Annotated in this window: 15 protein-coding genes and 1 riboswitch; of the genes, 10 read left to right on the top strand and 5 right to left on the bottom strand. The window is 42.0% G+C overall.

The genetic code is table 11. The features are described from left to right. The first annotated feature begins 18 nt into the window (after window positions 1-18). Together NSU13_RS15475 and NSU13_RS15470 are read left to right on the top strand one after the other, a co-directional pair. Window positions 19-888: an ROK family protein gene (locus tag NSU13_RS15475; RefSeq protein ID WP_034280908.1), complete on the top strand. Its 870-nt coding sequence runs from the start codon at window positions 19-21 to the stop codon at window positions 886-888. A gap of 69 nt (window positions 889-957) precedes the next feature. Further along, a complete protein-coding gene (locus NSU13_RS15470; protein ID WP_039181397.1) occupies window positions 958-1,803 on the top strand; it encodes an aldo/keto reductase in 846 nt (281 codons plus the stop codon). A 39-nt stretch (window positions 1,804-1,842) separates the two neighbouring features. On the opposite strand, the gene modB is transcribed toward NSU13_RS15470, so the two are convergent. The 4 genes from modB to NSU13_RS15450 form a co-directional block, all read right to left on the bottom strand. Beyond that, entirely contained in the window at window positions 1,843-2,508 is a 666-nt protein-coding gene (gene modB / locus NSU13_RS15465) for a molybdate ABC transporter permease subunit (RefSeq protein WP_065215167.1), read from the bottom strand. Next, on the bottom strand, window positions 2,508-3,287 hold the full coding sequence (modA, locus tag NSU13_RS15460) for a molybdate ABC transporter substrate-binding protein (protein ID WP_046313201.1): 780 nt from the start codon (window positions 3,285-3,287) through the stop codon (window positions 2,508-2,510). The genes modB and modA overlap by 1 nt, the downstream gene beginning before the upstream one ends. Window positions 3,288-3,402: 115 nt before the next feature. Further along, window positions 3,403-5,253 (bottom strand): LTA synthase family protein, encoded by a 1,851-nt coding sequence (locus NSU13_RS15455; protein ID WP_342489613.1) that lies wholly within the window; start codon window positions 5,251-5,253, stop codon window positions 3,403-3,405. 123 nt (window positions 5,254-5,376) lie between these two features. Next, window positions 5,377-5,862 (bottom strand): metal-dependent hydrolase, encoded by a 486-nt coding sequence (locus NSU13_RS15450; protein ID WP_034280902.1) that lies wholly within the window; start codon window positions 5,860-5,862, stop codon window positions 5,377-5,379. Window positions 5,863-6,033: 171 nt separating this feature from the next. Here NSU13_RS15450 and NSU13_RS15445 point away from each other — a divergent pair, with 171 nt between their 5' ends. From NSU13_RS15445 to NSU13_RS15435, 3 genes are all read left to right on the top strand, one after another. Next, complete coding sequence (locus NSU13_RS15445) at window positions 6,034-6,462, top strand: MarR family transcriptional regulator (RefSeq protein ID WP_034280901.1); 429 nt, start codon at window positions 6,034-6,036, stop codon at window positions 6,460-6,462. 81 nt (window positions 6,463-6,543) lie between these two features. Continuing rightward, a complete protein-coding gene (sspJ, locus tag NSU13_RS15440) occupies window positions 6,544-6,687 on the top strand; it encodes a small acid-soluble spore protein SspJ (RefSeq protein ID WP_034280900.1) in 144 nt (47 codons plus the stop codon). Between the two features lie 121 nt (window positions 6,688-6,808). Then, window positions 6,809-6,987, top strand: a riboswitch (Lysine riboswitch). Window positions 6,988-7,179: 192 nt separating this feature from the next. Beyond that, on the top strand, window positions 7,180-8,586 hold the full coding sequence (locus NSU13_RS15435; RefSeq protein WP_041107769.1) for an amino acid permease: 1,407 nt from the start codon (window positions 7,180-7,182) through the stop codon (window positions 8,584-8,586). A 243-nt stretch (window positions 8,587-8,829) separates the two neighbouring features. Here NSU13_RS15435 and NSU13_RS15430 read toward each other — a convergent pair whose 3' ends face one another. Further along, window positions 8,830-9,768, bottom strand: coding sequence for an iron-hydroxamate ABC transporter substrate-binding protein (locus NSU13_RS15430; RefSeq protein WP_211043480.1), 939 nt, complete (start codon window positions 9,766-9,768; stop codon window positions 8,830-8,832). A 259-nt stretch (window positions 9,769-10,027) separates the two neighbouring features. Here NSU13_RS15430 and NSU13_RS15425 point away from each other — a divergent pair, with 259 nt between their 5' ends. The 5 genes from NSU13_RS15425 (at window position 10,028) to NSU13_RS15405 (ending at window position 15,595) form a co-directional block, all read left to right on the top strand. Beyond that, window positions 10,028-11,080, top strand: coding sequence for an iron ABC transporter permease (locus NSU13_RS15425; protein WP_211043479.1), 1,053 nt, complete (start codon window positions 10,028-10,030; stop codon window positions 11,078-11,080). Next, the gene (locus NSU13_RS15420) at window positions 11,081-12,103 is read left to right on the top strand and encodes an iron ABC transporter permease (RefSeq protein ID WP_034280896.1); all 1,023 of its coding nucleotides are present in this window, start codon (window positions 11,081-11,083) and stop codon (window positions 12,101-12,103) included. A 20-nt stretch (window positions 12,104-12,123) separates the two neighbouring features. Continuing rightward, window positions 12,124-12,939 carry an ABC transporter ATP-binding protein gene (locus NSU13_RS15415; RefSeq protein WP_046313207.1) on the top strand — a complete coding sequence of 272 codons (816 nt, stop codon included), beginning with the start codon at window positions 12,124-12,126 and terminating at the stop codon, window positions 12,937-12,939. A 175-nt stretch (window positions 12,940-13,114) separates the two neighbouring features. After that, window positions 13,115-13,837: a response regulator transcription factor gene (locus NSU13_RS15410; protein ID WP_024423448.1), complete on the top strand. Its 723-nt coding sequence runs from the start codon at window positions 13,115-13,117 to the stop codon at window positions 13,835-13,837. Between the two features lie 3 nt (window positions 13,838-13,840). Then, the gene (locus NSU13_RS15405) at window positions 13,841-15,595 is read left to right on the top strand and encodes a HAMP domain-containing sensor histidine kinase (protein WP_034280895.1); all 1,755 of its coding nucleotides are present in this window, start codon (window positions 13,841-13,843) and stop codon (window positions 15,593-15,595) included. Window positions 15,596-15,678: the final 83 nt, after the last annotated feature.

Genomic DNA, 15,678 nt, shown 5'->3' with positions numbered 1-15,678 from the left:
AAGCAGGGGGGATCAATGATGGCGTATTATGGAGCAATTGAAGCTGGGGGTACAAAATTTTGTTGTGCAATCGGCAATGAGCATGGAGACATCTTAGAGGAAATGACGATTCCGACAGAGCACCCGGAGAAAACAATACAAAAGCTCATTCCATTTTTTGAGCAGCATGACATTGCAGCATTAGGGGTTGGCTCCTTTGGACCCATTTGTGTTCAAAAGGATGATCCTTCATACGGTTATATCATGAACACGCCAAAAGTGGAGTGGAAGCATTATCCGTTCATTCCTGAGCTTGAGAAGCAATTAGGTGTCCCAGTATCTTTTACAACCGATGTCAATGCCGCAGCACTAGGTGAATTAACAAAGGGGGCAGCCAAAGGGCTAAGCAGCTGTTTGTATATCACGGTCGGTACAGGCATTGGTGCGGGAGCTGTTGTGAAAAATGAGCTTCTACACGGCCATTCACATCCTGAGATGGGACATATCCTTATCAGACAGGATGAATCGGATTCGTTTGCAGGTATCTGTCCGGCACATGGAAATTGTTTAGAAGGACTGGCAGCTGGACCAGCGATTGAGAAAAGGTGGGGGAAACCTGCCAAAGAGCTTACGAAGGAAGAAGCGGTTTGGTCACTTGAGGCGGATTATTTAGCGCAGGCGCTTATGCAGTACTCGCTCATTTTAAGCCCAGAGCGCATCATCATGGGCGGAGGCGTCATGAAGCAAAAGCAGTTATTCCCACTAATTCGTGAGAAGCTGGCTGCTTATGTCAATGATTATGTGGACCTGCCGCCGCTTGATACATACATTGTCTCCCCAGGACTTGAGGACAAGGCTGGCATGACAGGTGCGCTGCTCTTAGCCATCGAAGCGAAGAGAAACGCCTGATAATAGAGTTTTGAAGTACAACATGAGATAATGAAAGAGATGGAATCTATAAAAAAGGTGGTTGTTAAAATGGTCAAAAGCTTGAATGATACCGTAACATTGAATAACGGAGTTGAAATGCCTTGGTTTGGTTTAGGTGTATTCAAAGTGGAGGACGGCAATCAAGTGGTAGATGCCGTAAAAGCAGCCATACGAAACGGATATCGCAGCATTGATACGGCAGCTGTTTATAAAAATGAGACAGGCGTAGGAAAAGCGATTAAAGAATCTGGCGTGAAACGAGAAGACTTATTTATCACATCTAAAGTATGGAACACAGATCAAGGCTATGACAAAGCGCTTGAAGCGTTTGACGCAAGCTTAAACCGATTAGGTCTTGATTACTTAGACCTCTATTTGATTCATTGGCCTGGACCAAATGCAGATACATTTAAAGACACATGGCGCGCACTTGAGAAGCTTTATAAAGACGGGAAAGTCAGAGCCATTGGAGTCAGCAATTTCTACATTCAGCATTTAGAAGAGCTGTTAAAAGATGCTGAGGTTGTGCCAGCTGTGAACCAAGTTGAATTTCATCCGAAACTGACACTTGTTGAACTGCGTCAATATGCAAAGGAAAAAGGCATTCAAATTGAGGCATGGTCTCCGCTGATGCAAGGGAAGCTATTAGATCATGACGTATTGAAAGACATTGCTGCACGCTACAACAAATCTGTTGCTCAAGTCATCTTGCGCTGGGATCTGCAAAGCGGTGTTGTGACAATTCCTAAATCAATCAATGAAGAACGCATTAAACAAAATGCAGACATCTTTGACTTCGAGCTTTCCAAAGAAGACATGGAAAAAATCGATGCATTAAACAATAACGAACGCGTCGGCTCAAATCCAGAGACAATGACGGTTGGGTTTGAATAAATAATAAAATCCTCTTTCTTATATGAGAAAGAGGATTTTTTACGTACTGCTTCGGCGCACAGCCAAGAGCATGATAAAAGATAAGATCACAATACAAATCGTCCAGGCCCAAGCGAGCTCCATTCGTCCAGAATCAATCGCCACATAGATAGCAGTTGGGAGAGTTTGCGTTTTTCCTGGGATGTTGCCGGCAAACATTAAGGTCGCCCCGAATTCCCCAAGGGCTCTGGCAAAGCTGAGGACGCTGCCTGACAAGAGGGAAGGCAGGGCAAGTGGTACTGTAATATAGGCAAAGACTTGGAATGAATGAGCACCATCTACTTTTGCAGCCCCTTCAATATCTGACTCAATCGTAGAAAATCCAGCTTTTGCTGATTGATACATAAGCGGGAATGCCACAACCGTTGATGCAATTACCGCCGCCCACCATGTGAAAATGACCGGCTGGTGGAAGATCCATTCAATCACGCCTCCGATCATGCTATGCCTTCCGAATATGACGAGCAATAAGAACCCTACAACCGTTGGCGGGAGGACAAGCGGCATCATCAAGAGTGTTTCTACGATCATTTTCCCCTTAAATGATGTTCGCGCCATCCAATAGCCAATCATTGTACCAAAAACAGTTGCCAGCAGCCCGCTCACAACGGCAACTTGCACGGACAGCCAGATGGGAGATAGAAATTCTTCAGTCAGCATGGGCATTATGTCACTTGAAAGCCGTACTTTTTAAAAATGGATTTGGCTGCTTTTGATTGTAGAAATTGAAAAAAGGACTTGGCTTCCTCTAAATGTTCTGTCCCTTTTACGATCCCTACTGGGTAAATGATCGGGGAATGCATGTCCTGATTGGCTTCAGCGGCAATCTTTACTTTTTTGGAAACGAGGGCATCTGTCTTATACACAACACCTGCTTCCACATTTCCTGTTTCTACGTAGCTTAAAACCTGCCGTACATCCTTGCCGTACACAGTATTCTTTTTCACTTGATCCCAGATGTTCAGTTTTGTAAAAATCTCTTTGCCGTATGTACCAGCAGGAACGGATTCAGGGGTGCCAAGAGCAACCTTTCCTTTTATGTGCTCGACATCTTGAAAGCTTTTAATAGAGGAAGAGTGATCTTTTGGCACAATGAGTACAAGCTCATTTTGGATGGCATCCTTGATAAAATGTTGATCGATGTCTCCAGATTTCACAAGCTCATCAAAGGGCGCTTCAGCTGCTGAGAAAAAGAGATCCGCCTTTGCCCCTTGTGCAATTTGCTGCTTCAATGCGCCGGATGACCCGAAATTATTTGTTAATGTCACATTCGGATGCTCATCGTTAAAGGCAGATTCAATTTCTTTAAGTGCATCCTGAAGACTTGCCGCAGCTGAAATGACAAGCTCTGTTTTTTTGGTTGTTGTATCCGATGACTTCATCTCTGTTTGACACCCGCTCAGGAGCAAACAGATGGCGATGAAGGCGAAGAACGTATACTTCATGTTCACACCTCTTATTATTCAATATCATCTGTATCCTTTATTATAAGCAAACTTATTTGACCATTCATAGGCTTTCAGTAAAAAGAGAAAAGAAAAAGCCGCCAGAAGGCGGCTTTTATTGCTGATAAAAACGGAGCAAATTCCCATTGATCACTTTGTCTGATAAGGAAAGCTCTTTATTGGCTTTTTCGATATAAGGCTGACACACCTCATCCTGTTCAACAGGTTCTTTTGTTTTTTGATCATAGCAGGTGTTCTTTGTATAGAGATAATCATCTGTAATAAAGTTCCCGTTTCTCAAAACAGCAAAAGGCGTCCGTTCGTTTGAAAATAAATCATTGCCAAATTGAATGGCATCCTTCGTTTCAATACCGAGTAAGTGCAGGAGTGTCGGCTTCACGTCGATTTGCCCAGCTGTTTCAGAGATTGTCTGCGGTGCTTGATCTGTGACTCCCGGAATGTAAATCAAAAAGGGAACACGCTGCAATTTCACAGCATCATACGGTGTAATCTCATCTTTTTTGAGCAGCTCTGCCATTGCCTGATGATGTGCCTCGGAGATGCCATAGTGATCTCCCATGAGAACAAACATTGTATTGTCATACAGTCCTTCTTCTTTCATACGGTCAAAAAAGTTCTTAATGGCTTCATCCTGATAGCGGACGGTCGTCACATAGCGGTTTAAAATGGCGCTGGACGAATCATATTCATCAATCAATTGATCCTTTGGATCAATTTCAAATGGAAAGTGATTGGTCAAGGTAATGAACGTGCTGTAATAAGGCGCCTTCAACTTTTTTAAATAATCAATGGATTGGTCAAAGAAGTCGATATCCTTTAAGCCCCAGCCAGTTGAATTCTGTTCATTGACTTGATAAGAATCGACATCATAAAAGCGGTCAATCCCAAACGATTCATACATCACATCACGATTCCAAAACGTTTTATTATTCGCATGAAATTGGACGGATTGATAGTTCTCATTTTTCAACTGCTTGTATAACGTGTCGTATTCGTTGTCACTAGCTGTGAAAAAGACAGCGCCGCTGCTAGATGGATAGAGGGAATTTGCGACAATAAACTCTGAATCCGACGTCTTTCCTTGCTCAGTCTGCTGATAAAATTCATCAAAATAAAAACTCTTTTTAGCGAGTTGATTTAAAAAGGGGGTGATGTATTGTCCATTCACCTTTTGATCAACGACAAATTGCTGGGTTGATTCGAGTGAAATGAACACAACGTTCTTGCCTTTAGCAAGTCCAAAATACTCTTCGTTTGGTGCACTGTAATCAGCTTTTGTGTAGTTTGCTACGGTTGAAAGTGTATCTTCATCTGCAAAGGCTTTTTGTCCAATACGCGCTGTTTGGGCAGCGCCGTCATACAGGTGGAACTGGAACAGCCCAAGGTTTCGAACAATCACTTCTCGATCATAAGAGCTTGTCAGAAAGCGAGGGTGATCCAGCATGGCTGAACTGACATGAAACAATAGAAAGCTGCAGCACACGGCATAATATGTTTTGATCGTCTTGAAGGAGGCTTTTGGCGCTAAAGGTTTGCGCTTTAACAGCCAAGCCAGCACCACGAAATCAATGAGCATCAGCAAGAACAGCGGGTGGAATAATTCCGTCATACTGCTGCCCATATCTCCCATGTTTTTCGCTTGGAATAATACAGGGATCGTAATGAAATCAATATAAAATCCATAAAAAATCGTATTCGATATGAGAATCGCCGTCAAAATCAAATTTGCGGTCAATAAAAAAACCTTTTGCTTCGTTTCATTTAAAAAAAGAGCAATCCCAAACAAGGGGAGCAAAAAGCTAAGTGGATTGATCAAAAGCAGCCATTCATGAAACAGATTGGCTGTTCGTATGTGAAATCCGAATTGATAAATGATGTATGTTTTCATCCACATGAAGAGGATGGAGTACACTAAAAACCAGTGATCTTTGAAAAACGCTTTCATTTATGTAGCTCCTCACCATTCTGTATTCAGCTGCAAGGCAAAAACACTTATCTTAAACCTACTAAAAAAATGAGGAATGATCAATTCATATCCTGTGTTTTTCGGAAATCTCTTTTTGATTCATTAGAATGGGATGGATATGCCGCAGATAACAGCGATGTAATAGCAGGTAACGACGGTAAGAGCAGCCAGTACGACTTGTTCTCCTGCGCTGCCTGTTTTGACATAGAAGGGAAGACGCACTTTAATGGAAGCTGGAAATAAAAATTTAATCCCGTTCACTGTTCCTGCATCCAGGATGAGATGGCTTGCCATCCCGACTAGTAAACCGATACTTAGGCTGTCATTTGGAATGTATGTGGTCGCTAGAAAATAAATGATCAGCAAAAATAATAAACTGTGTGTAAACGTGCGATGACCGAACACACTGCTGATCAGTGCCGAGAGCAGCGGGAATTTTCTGCCGATTTTACTTTTTGTATGGCAAAGGTCAGGGATCAGGGCACCTGCTGATCCAGCGGCAGCCATTATCACTGGGTCGAATCCATAATAGTAGGCAACGGCTGTGGAGGCGGCAATTCCGCCCATGATGTGTGTTTTTCCTGTCATGATGCGTACTCCTGTTCTATCTTTAGTTCAAGTACTCACTATATCAAGGGTGGATTCATTCAGCAAGGCTTATTTCTAAAGAAAAAGAGGCCAAAAGGGTTGGCTGAATGGAAAAACATTCTATAATAAGGGGGAAGTCATGTTGATACTAACGATAAGGATGCGATTCGGATGGGTAATGCAGACATTTTAAAAGAAATTGTTCTTGTACATTATGAAGTCAGCCGTAAATTAAACCGCAAGTTACTTGAGTTAGAGAAAGACATCACGCCGCCGCAGATATATGCTCTTTCTATTTTGATACAAGGCAAAGTATCACATGCCGAAGAGCTGAAGCAAAGACTCTCATTAAACCCAGGTGCAGCCTCTATTGCGCTCAATAAATTATGTGAGCAGGGTTATATTCAGAGAGAACGGGACAAGGACGATTCATCACTTGTTCGTTTAGAAGTCACGGAAAAAGGGATGGCGATTTATGAAAAGCATACACGTCTTTTCGGAAAAGTGATTCAGCATATGATGTCAGACTTCACAAAGGAAGATTTAAAAACCTTTCTGTCGTACTTGCAAAAAATGAGACAGACCTTTCATGATGATTGAGCCTCTTCCCTTGAATAAGTCTGAGCGCTGTAGCACAAATTAAACAGGCAATCGCATTTTATGAAAAGGGAGGAAACAGCGATGTCATTTTTCCAAAAGGATAAAAAGGCGAAAAGTGAGAAAGACCATCAGCAGGTAGATCAGCTGTTAGAGGAAGCAAGTAAAGAGCTAGCAGGCGACCCGCTTCAGGAAGCTGTACAAAAGAAGAAAAACAACCAACAATAAGCAGGTAAAGGGCAGAGAAACACTTCTCTGCCTTTTTTCTATGTTTTTCCCTTTGACAGATGTAAGAATGTTTGATAACCTTCGTGTAGTAAAAATGAATAGAAATCCTCACGCTATGTCTCAGTGAGGTAGAGGTTGCGCGGATGATGAGTCACTCATAGGAGAGATGGAATCGTAGATCATGAGAAAAAAGGCATCAGCGCCGAAGTGTAAAGAGAGCTCCAACTTTCTTTATGCTGGGTCTGCATTGAATAAATGCAGGACTGCCACGTCTTTAAAGCGTGGAGGGCTATCCGGAGATCAAGGTGTATGTTTTGAAAAGCATGGACTTTTGTTCAGGCTTTTTTTTATGTTCTGAGTAACAAAAATAAGGGTATGCTGTTAAAAAAGTAATCCATGATGAACATAAAGAATGCAAGTCATTGCTTCACAAATATATCAATGAAGATACTGCCGGGTCTGGTCCAAAGTGAATAAAACGGAGGTACGGAAATGGAACAGACAAAAAAATGGGGTTTTTGGTTATTGACGGCCTTTGTCGTCGGAAATATGGTAGGTTCAGGCATCTTTATGCTGCCAAGTACGCTTGCCCAGCACGCCAGTCCTTTAGGTGTGACGATGGCATGGCTTGTCACAGGCGGCGGTGTGCTGATGATTGCGCTTGTATTTGGGCATTTGTCCATTCATAAGCCGCAGCTGACGGCTGGACCACAAAGTTATGCAAGGGCGCTTTTTAAAGATCCGAAAAAAGGGAAAGCGGCCGGTTTTACAATGGTTTGGGGATATTGGGTGGCAAGCTGGATTAGTAATGTCGCGATTATTACAAGCCTTGCTGGTTATTTAACGACTTTTTTCCCTATTCTCACCGTGAAGACTGAGGTTTTTACCTTTGGAAAAGAAGCGGTCACACTTGGCCAGCTCATGACGTTTATCGTATGTACTCTTCTTCTATGGGGAACACATACCATTTTAATCACAAGCTTAAGTGCTGCGAGTAAATTGAATTTTATTACGACCTTTTCGAAGGTGCTTGGATTTGTCCTTTTTATTGTTGCGGGATTATTTGCTTTTCAAACGGCATTATTTGAACATTATTACTTCCCGGTTGAAACAGGCGGGGAAGGAGTGCTCGGACTTGGAGGCCAAATTCATCATGCGGCTATTTCCACACTATGGGCATTTATTGGGATTGAATCAGCTGTCATTTTATCAGGAAGAGCATCCTCACAGCGTGATGTGAAACGTGCGACGATTACAGGTCTTTTAATCGCACTTTCGATCTACATGATTATCACATTGATTACAATGGGCGTTCTGCCGCATGATCAATTGCAAGGCTCTGACAAACCATTCGTGGATGTGCTTCAGCTTATTATTGGACCGGCTGGCGGAATTGTCATGGCACTGCTGGCGATTATTTGTTTGTTTGGTTCGATGCTTGGCTGGATTTTACTTGGTTCAGAAGTACCGTATCAAGCAGCAAAGGCTGGTGATTTTCCAGCAGTATTTGCAAAAACAAACAAAAAAGGAAGCCCTGCTTTCGCTTTGACTGTTACAAATATTATGTCACAGCTGTTTATCTTCTCTGTGATGTCACGTACGATTAATGAAGCTTTTACCTTTTTAACCACATCAGCGACACTTGCGTATCTTATTCCGTATATTGTGTCTTCCATCTACAGCTTTAAGGTCATCATGCAAGGTGACACATATGAGCTTCAAAAAGGAAATCGAACAAGAGACGGCATCATTGCACTTGTTGCGATGGGGTATTCGGCTTGGGTCATTATTTCAGGAACAGCCGACTTGAAAACTTTTGGTCTTGGAATCGGTCTATTCTTAGTGGGTATTTTGCTTTATCCACTTATGTCAAAAGGATTTGCCAAAGAAACGGTATAAGATAAGGAAGACGTTTCTCCATCTCTGGAGAAACGTTCAGCGTGTAGACAAACCCTCGCATTCGTTGTCAGGTCTGCGCTCCGGTGCTCACGAATGTTCAATTCGCTCCGCTCCGGTACTCGTCCTTCCTAGACTGCAAAGGTTTTCTATCACGCTGAAAAGAAGACAAAGGGCTAAAATCAAGATCATTTTATCCCTTTGTCAATAATTTGGACGTTTCTCCATCTCTGGAGAAACGTTTTTTTATGATGCAGATGTCAATCGGTCCACAATGAACTCTAGCTGACCTTCTAGTGACACTGGGTCATTAAAGAAGTAACCGACTGGATCTATTTCAAATACACGTTTATTTTTGACGGCAGGAAGTGATGACCAAATGCTGCTTTGATAGACTTGGTCACCATTACTTTTTGAGCCGCTCCATGGACCTGTGAAAATATAGTCGCCTGCGAATTCTGGCAGCTTCTCAAGAGAAATGTTTGCATAGCCGACACCGCTGTCGATCGCTTCTTTTTTGACGGCTTTCGGTGCTTTTAATTTCAGCTCGTCATAAATGATTTCTCCCCCGCGGCCAAAGGTGTTTCCAAAGATATAAATACCTTTATCAAATGGCGATACGATCGAAACCGTTTTGCTGCCGACAGCTTTTGTTACCTTTGGTTTCACCTCAGCAATTTTAGTATCCCATTTCGTGATCCATTCTGTTGCTTTTTTTGGTGTACCTGTCATTTTACCGAATTCTTTTAGCTGGTCTTTGAAGGAATATTGGTTGTATTTAACCGCTACAGTTGGGGCGATTTTTTTGTATTGATCAAACTTCTCGTCTTCTCCCCATGCAATAATCATATCTGGCTTCAAAGCGGCTACCTTTTCGACTGATGGGGTCCTTCCGAGATTCTTCACTCCATCTGTTTTCCCTTTATAAAAAGGGTTTTTAAAGATGGGTGATGTCGTAGCAACCGGCGTCTTGCCGAGTGTGACGAGGTCCCCGTAATAGCTTTCTGCAAGAAGCACTATTCGTTTCGGATTTTTCGGAAGCTTCACTTCTCCTTTGGCATCCTGATACGTGATCATGTCATTCTTTTTCGCTGCAGATTGTTTATTTGAAGTGCTGCCGCAAGCGGCTGTAAAGATCATAAGGATGGATAAAGAAATCAAAAGAAATCCAGTTCGTTTTTTCACAAAAATTCTCTCCTATTCACTTTCACTTGATAATGATTATCATTTTCAATTTTATCGTACCATGATAGGAATAAAAATGCATCGGCTAATTTAGAACCAAAAGAAAAATGATGAAATTCTCACAGTTTTTTGCGGAAAATAAAGAAATTTATCAGAACAGTGATTTCAAAAAGAAAAGAAAGTGATATACTAGACTTCGAGATTGATAATCATTATCACTAATAGAGAATAGACATGAACGGAAAGGAAGAGACTGGTTTTGGGCTCACAATCGAATAAACAGCTGCCAGCCAGAGATGATACGATCGATATTGTCACGAAGCCTTTTGGAACAGCAGCTGTTATCATCATAGGAATGATCGCTTTAGCATTTGGTCTTTTTTTATCAGTATCATTAGGAGCGGCAAACATTCATCTACAGACTGTATGGGAAGCCGTTTTTCATTTTGATCCACATCAAACTTCACATCAAATCATTCGGGAATTGAGGCTGCCGCGTACAGTTGGAGCTGCTCTCGTCGGTGCCTTTTTAGCCGTATCAGGTGCCATTATGCAAGGAATGACGAGAAATGCGCTTGCGTCACCTGAGATTATGGGTGTGACAAATGGTTCCGCATTTGCGATTGCCATTGCACTAGCATTTTTCCCTGGCCAATCTTCTTTTACATTAATTCTTTGGTCATTTGTTGGAGCCGCACTCGGTGCCTCTATTGTATTTGGTGTTGGTACTATGTCAAAGGGGGGGCTGACTCCTGTAAAGCTTGCACTAGCTGGTACAGCGGTTGGAGCACTTTTGAGCTCCATCTCCTCAGCCATTGCCATCCGTTTTGACGTCGCTCAAGATATGAGCTTTTGGTATGCTGGCGGAGTGGCAGGTGTGAATTGGAGTAACATTCATATCATCATTCCAGTTGCCATTGCAGGACTAATCATTGCAATGATCCTTGCTCGTTCGATCACGGTTTTAAGCTTAGGTGAAGAACTGGCGAAAGGACTTGGACAGTATACAAAAACGGTCAAGGTGCTTGGTATATTGGTTGTTATTCTTTTAACGGGTGCTGCCGTGTCGGTAGCAGGCTCTATTGGTTTTATTGGGCTTGTGATCCCTCATGTCACTCGGTTCTTGGTTGGAGTGGACTACCGCTGGATTATCCCATGCTCCGCTATCTTAGGGGCCACTTTGTTAATTTATGCAGACATTGCTGCAAGACTGGTCAACGCTCCGTTTGAAACGCCAGTCGGTGCCATTACAGCGATTATAGGCGTTCCTTTCTTCTTATACTTAGCTAGACGTGAAAGGAGCGGGATTTAAATGGAAATGGTGCAGCAAGCAAAGAAAAAGAAATATCAACGAACGATGCTCATGATTTTTTTCGCGATCGTAGCTGTGTTTCTCATTAGTTTAAATACCGGAGAAATTCGGATCTCTCCGATGGATACATTGAAAACACTTTTTGGATTCGGAAGTGAAATGGATGAACTCGTATTATTCGAGTTCAGGCTTCCAAGAATGGTCATCGCTTTACTTGTCGGCGCTTCTATCGCTGTATCAGGAGCGATTTGGCAAGGTGTTTCTCAAAATGGTTTAGCTGACCCAGGTATTCTTGGTGTCAATGCCGGTGCAGGCTTTGCCGTTGTGCTATTTATCTTTGCATTTCAAGGCACGATGACAAATTTAGGTGATCTTACGATTTTTATACTGCCGCTTTTCGCGTTCGTAGGTGCAGGCTTTGCTGCATTTCTCATCTATGTGTTAGCGTGGAAAAAAGGCATCACACCTGTTCGATTGATTTTAACTGGTATTGGTGTGAATGCTGCGTTTTCAGCAGCAATTGTGGTCATCCAGTTGAAAATGAGTCCAAATGATTTTAACCAAGCTATCGTGTGGTTATCTGGAAGCATTTATGGCTCGAGCTGGACGTATGTCCTATCTGTTCTGCCATGGATGCTGATTTTCCTTATATTAGCGCTTGTCAGATCACGCTACTTAAACATTATGAATTTAGGTGATCAGCTGTCCTATGGATTGGGCATTTCTGTTCATAAAGAAAGAAGTCTTCTCATGCTGATTGCCGTTGCATTAGCAGGTGCGAGTGTTGCTGTTGCAGGAAGTATCTCTTTCCTAGGATTAGCCGCACCGCACTTGGCTAGAAAGCTTGTTGGGCCAAAGCATCAAGGAATGATACCGGCCTCCGCGCTGATTGGCGCGCTGTTATTATTACTGGCAGATACAATTGGCCGCGTCATCCTTGCACCATCAGAAGTGCCAGTTGGCCTTGTCGTTTCTGCTTTAGGCGCACCTTACTTCATTTACTTATTGATGAAATCGAACTAATGAGGAAGGAGAGACAACATATGAAATCGCTCGAAACAGAAAAGCTTTGTATCGGTTATCAAGACCGTTTGATTGTAGAAGATTTGAATGTCAGCATCCCAAAAGGCAAGGTGACAACACTGATTGGACCGAATGGCTGCGGGAAATCAACCATTTTAAAAACGATGTCTCGTATTATGAAGTCCAATCAAGGAGCTGTTTACTTAAATGGCAAGGCTATCCATGAGACGCCGACAAAAGAAATTTCAAAACAAATGGCGATCTTACCGCAAACGCCCGAAGCACCAAGTGGATTGACAGTGTATGAGCTCGTGTCATATGGACGTTTCCCGCATCAAAATGGGTTTGGCCGTTTATCAAATGAAGATAAACGAATCATTAGGTGGGCACTTGAGGAAACGGGAATGATTGCTTTTCATGATCGGCCAATTGAAGCACTTTCCGGCGGACAGCGTCAGCGTGTATGGATTGCGATGGCACTTGCCCAGGAAACAGAGCTGCTCCTATTAGATGAACCTACGACGTATTTAGACCTTGCACATCAGCTCGAGATTCTTCAGCTGTTAGAACGCTTAAATAGAGAGCAGGGCCGAACTGTGTTGATGGTCATCCATGATTTGAATCATGCGGCTCGTTTTTCACATTACATGATTGCCCTCAATCAAGGGAAAGTCATAAAAGATGGTACGCCTCATGAGGTCATGACCAAAGAGGTACTCAGTCGGGTATTCCATATTGATGCAGAAATTGTGCTTGATCCTAGAACGAATAAGCCGATCTGTTTAACCTATGACTTAATGAATCATGAACGAAAGCTAGAAGCTGTGAATGGATAATAGATGTAAAGGAACCCGGTGCAGCTGCCGGGTTTTTTTGCATGTTTGAAACTTCCTCGTGCTGCCATTTTCTCCAGTTGATATTTTTTCGCTTTTATGCGGAAAAGAGGTACTTTTTTACTTTAGACAATGGTAATATACGGTTAGAGATCATAGCTAGAAAGGAAAGAGATGCGTGGAAACAGCAAAAATATTGATTGCAGATGACGAAGAAGCAATTGTGAAAATGGTTGAACGCGTATTAAAAAAAGAAGGATTCAAGCATATTTATAAAGCCTACCATGCAGATGAAGCATTAGATATTGTCAAAAACGAGGACATCCACCTCTTACTTCTAGATGTAATGATGCCCGGTAAGTCTGGTTTTGACGTTCTGCCTGAAATCAGAAAGTTAACGAAAGTGCCTATTTTCTATTTAACTGCAAGAACGTCTGATGTCGATAAACTGACGGGCTTTGCACAGGGGGCAGATGATTACATCACAAAGCCATTTAACCCGCTTGAGCTAGTGGCTAGAATTAAGGCTCACCTAAACCGAACATATATCTCCTTACAGGAGGAGCAAGAAGACACTCAAAGCCAATATCATTATGCCCATTTCTCCTATCATCCTCATGCAGCCGAATTGAAAGTAAGAGGAGAGGTGACGGCATGTTCTGCTCAGCTTCTTTCTTTGCTGAAGTACTTTTGTGACCATCCGAATGTGGTTCTCTCAAAAGATCAAATCTATGAGAAAGTATGGGGCGTCCCATCATATGGTGATAACAACACTGTCATGGTTCATATTCGAAAGCTGAGGGAAAAGATTGAATTAGATCCGAGTCAGCCAGAATATATTGTGACGATCCGTGGTATGGGATATAAATTTATACCGCACCCTGCAAAGGTCCTTCAATAATTTATGAATTTACGAGCAAAACTTTTCTTTCACTTTGTCGGACAAATGTTTATTGTGATTGCCATTCTGACGATCGGCAATACGTTCTCTGAGAACTTATATTTAAATAAATACTATGAGAATATGACCGAAACTGGTTTAACAAAAGCTGATGGAGATACACTCATGAGCTGGCTGTATTTTAACGAGGATGGAAAAATGGAAGCCGACGATCAGCTCAAGCAAGCAGTGGAAAAAAGAGACGGCTGGCTGCAAGTGATTGATTCAAAGAAGAATACCGTTTATAGCTATCACCGCCCTAAATCAATTCCAACGTCTTATCAAAAGGATGAAATGATCAAGATCTTTGAAAAAAGAGAATTTAAAGATTACAAGATGTACTTCTGGCCAATTGAGATTGATCAAGAAAGTTTTACTGTGTTATATGGGTTCAAAACGAACAGCACAAAGGTAGCCAATTATCTGAAACAGCACGAGAAAAATTTGGCTGCATTATCTCAATATTCGGTTGAAACGAAAGAATTCTTGAAGAGAATGAATGGATCGGTTCATTTGTTCAATGAAGAAGGAAAATATTTAAAAGGCATTCGGGCCAACACTAGTTTGAAACATAACGTAACAGATGTTGAATTGCTCAAGTATCAATCGAAGCCTTGGGAGTTTAGAAGTGACCTCACTTATATGAAGGTGAATAAAAACCTGTATATCATCGTCTCGGTACCAAATAAAGTATACAGCCCAGACGAGCTTTACGATAAAGAGAGAGACGCTTTAAATCAATATACAACCATCTTAATTGCAGGTCTTGCACTCACTATTATTATTGTCATGACATTGTGGTATTCGTATCGTTATGGGCTGCCAATTTATCACATTATTCGCTGGCTGATTTTCTTATCAAAAAATAAATTGCAGGAACCAACAAATAGAAAGGGAATTCCAGTCAGTAAAAATAAAAAAGGCCGTATTAAGCGGGAATACCGATTATTTGAGGATATCCTAAAAACAATGGATCAGCTCACGCTTACATTAAAAGAGAATGAAGCAAACCGAAGAAAAATTCAAACCACAAGGGAAGAATGGATTGCAGGATTGTCTCATGATTTGAAAACGCCTCTAAGTACGATTTACGGCTATGGACTCATGCTTGAATCCGATCAATATCAATGGTCCAAAGAAGAAGTCATGGAAATGGGACAGGTGATTCGTGAGAAATCAGAATACATGTCGACACTGATTGAGGATTTAAACCTCACGTACCGATTGAAGAATGGTGCCCTGCCTATTAATCGGAAACCGGTTGAACTCAGTGAATTTTTAACTTCCATTATGGACGAGTTTTCAAGAAGCTCTTCATCTGAGGATTATCCATGCTCCTTTGAAGATCAAACAGATGGTGTCATATTTGAGATCGATAAAGCATGGTTCAGACGAGTGATTGAGAACCTGCTGGCGAATGCAGTGAAGCATAACGAAAAAGGCACCCATATTACAGCTGTTTTATCTGAAACAGAGGAAGAAGTTCGGATCGAAATGAAAGACAATGGCCGCGGAATGGCACAGGAAACGGTGGATCACCTATTTAACCGCTATTACAGAGGGACAAATACAAATGATCCAACGAACGGAACAGGTCTCGGGCTTGCGATAGCAAAAGAGCTCGTCTTGCTGCATGACGGTGATATTCAAGTTGAAAGTGAACTAGGCACTGGAACAACTATTGCGATTATCCTAAAAAAATCATCACCTGTAAAATAGCCAAAAAACGATTTTCTTTTCTAAAGGAGATCGTTTTTTCCTGTTTTAGGATTGAAATCAATTTTGTAAACGATTACAATAAA

The sequence above is a fragment of the Bacillus sp. FSL M8-0049 genome, assembly GCF_038593355.1.
GTDB lineage: Bacteria > Bacillota > Bacilli > Bacillales > Bacillaceae > Bacillus > Bacillus safensis.
The sequence above is the reverse complement of the archived record's forward strand: the minus strand, read 5'-3'. Positions and strand labels throughout refer to the sequence as shown.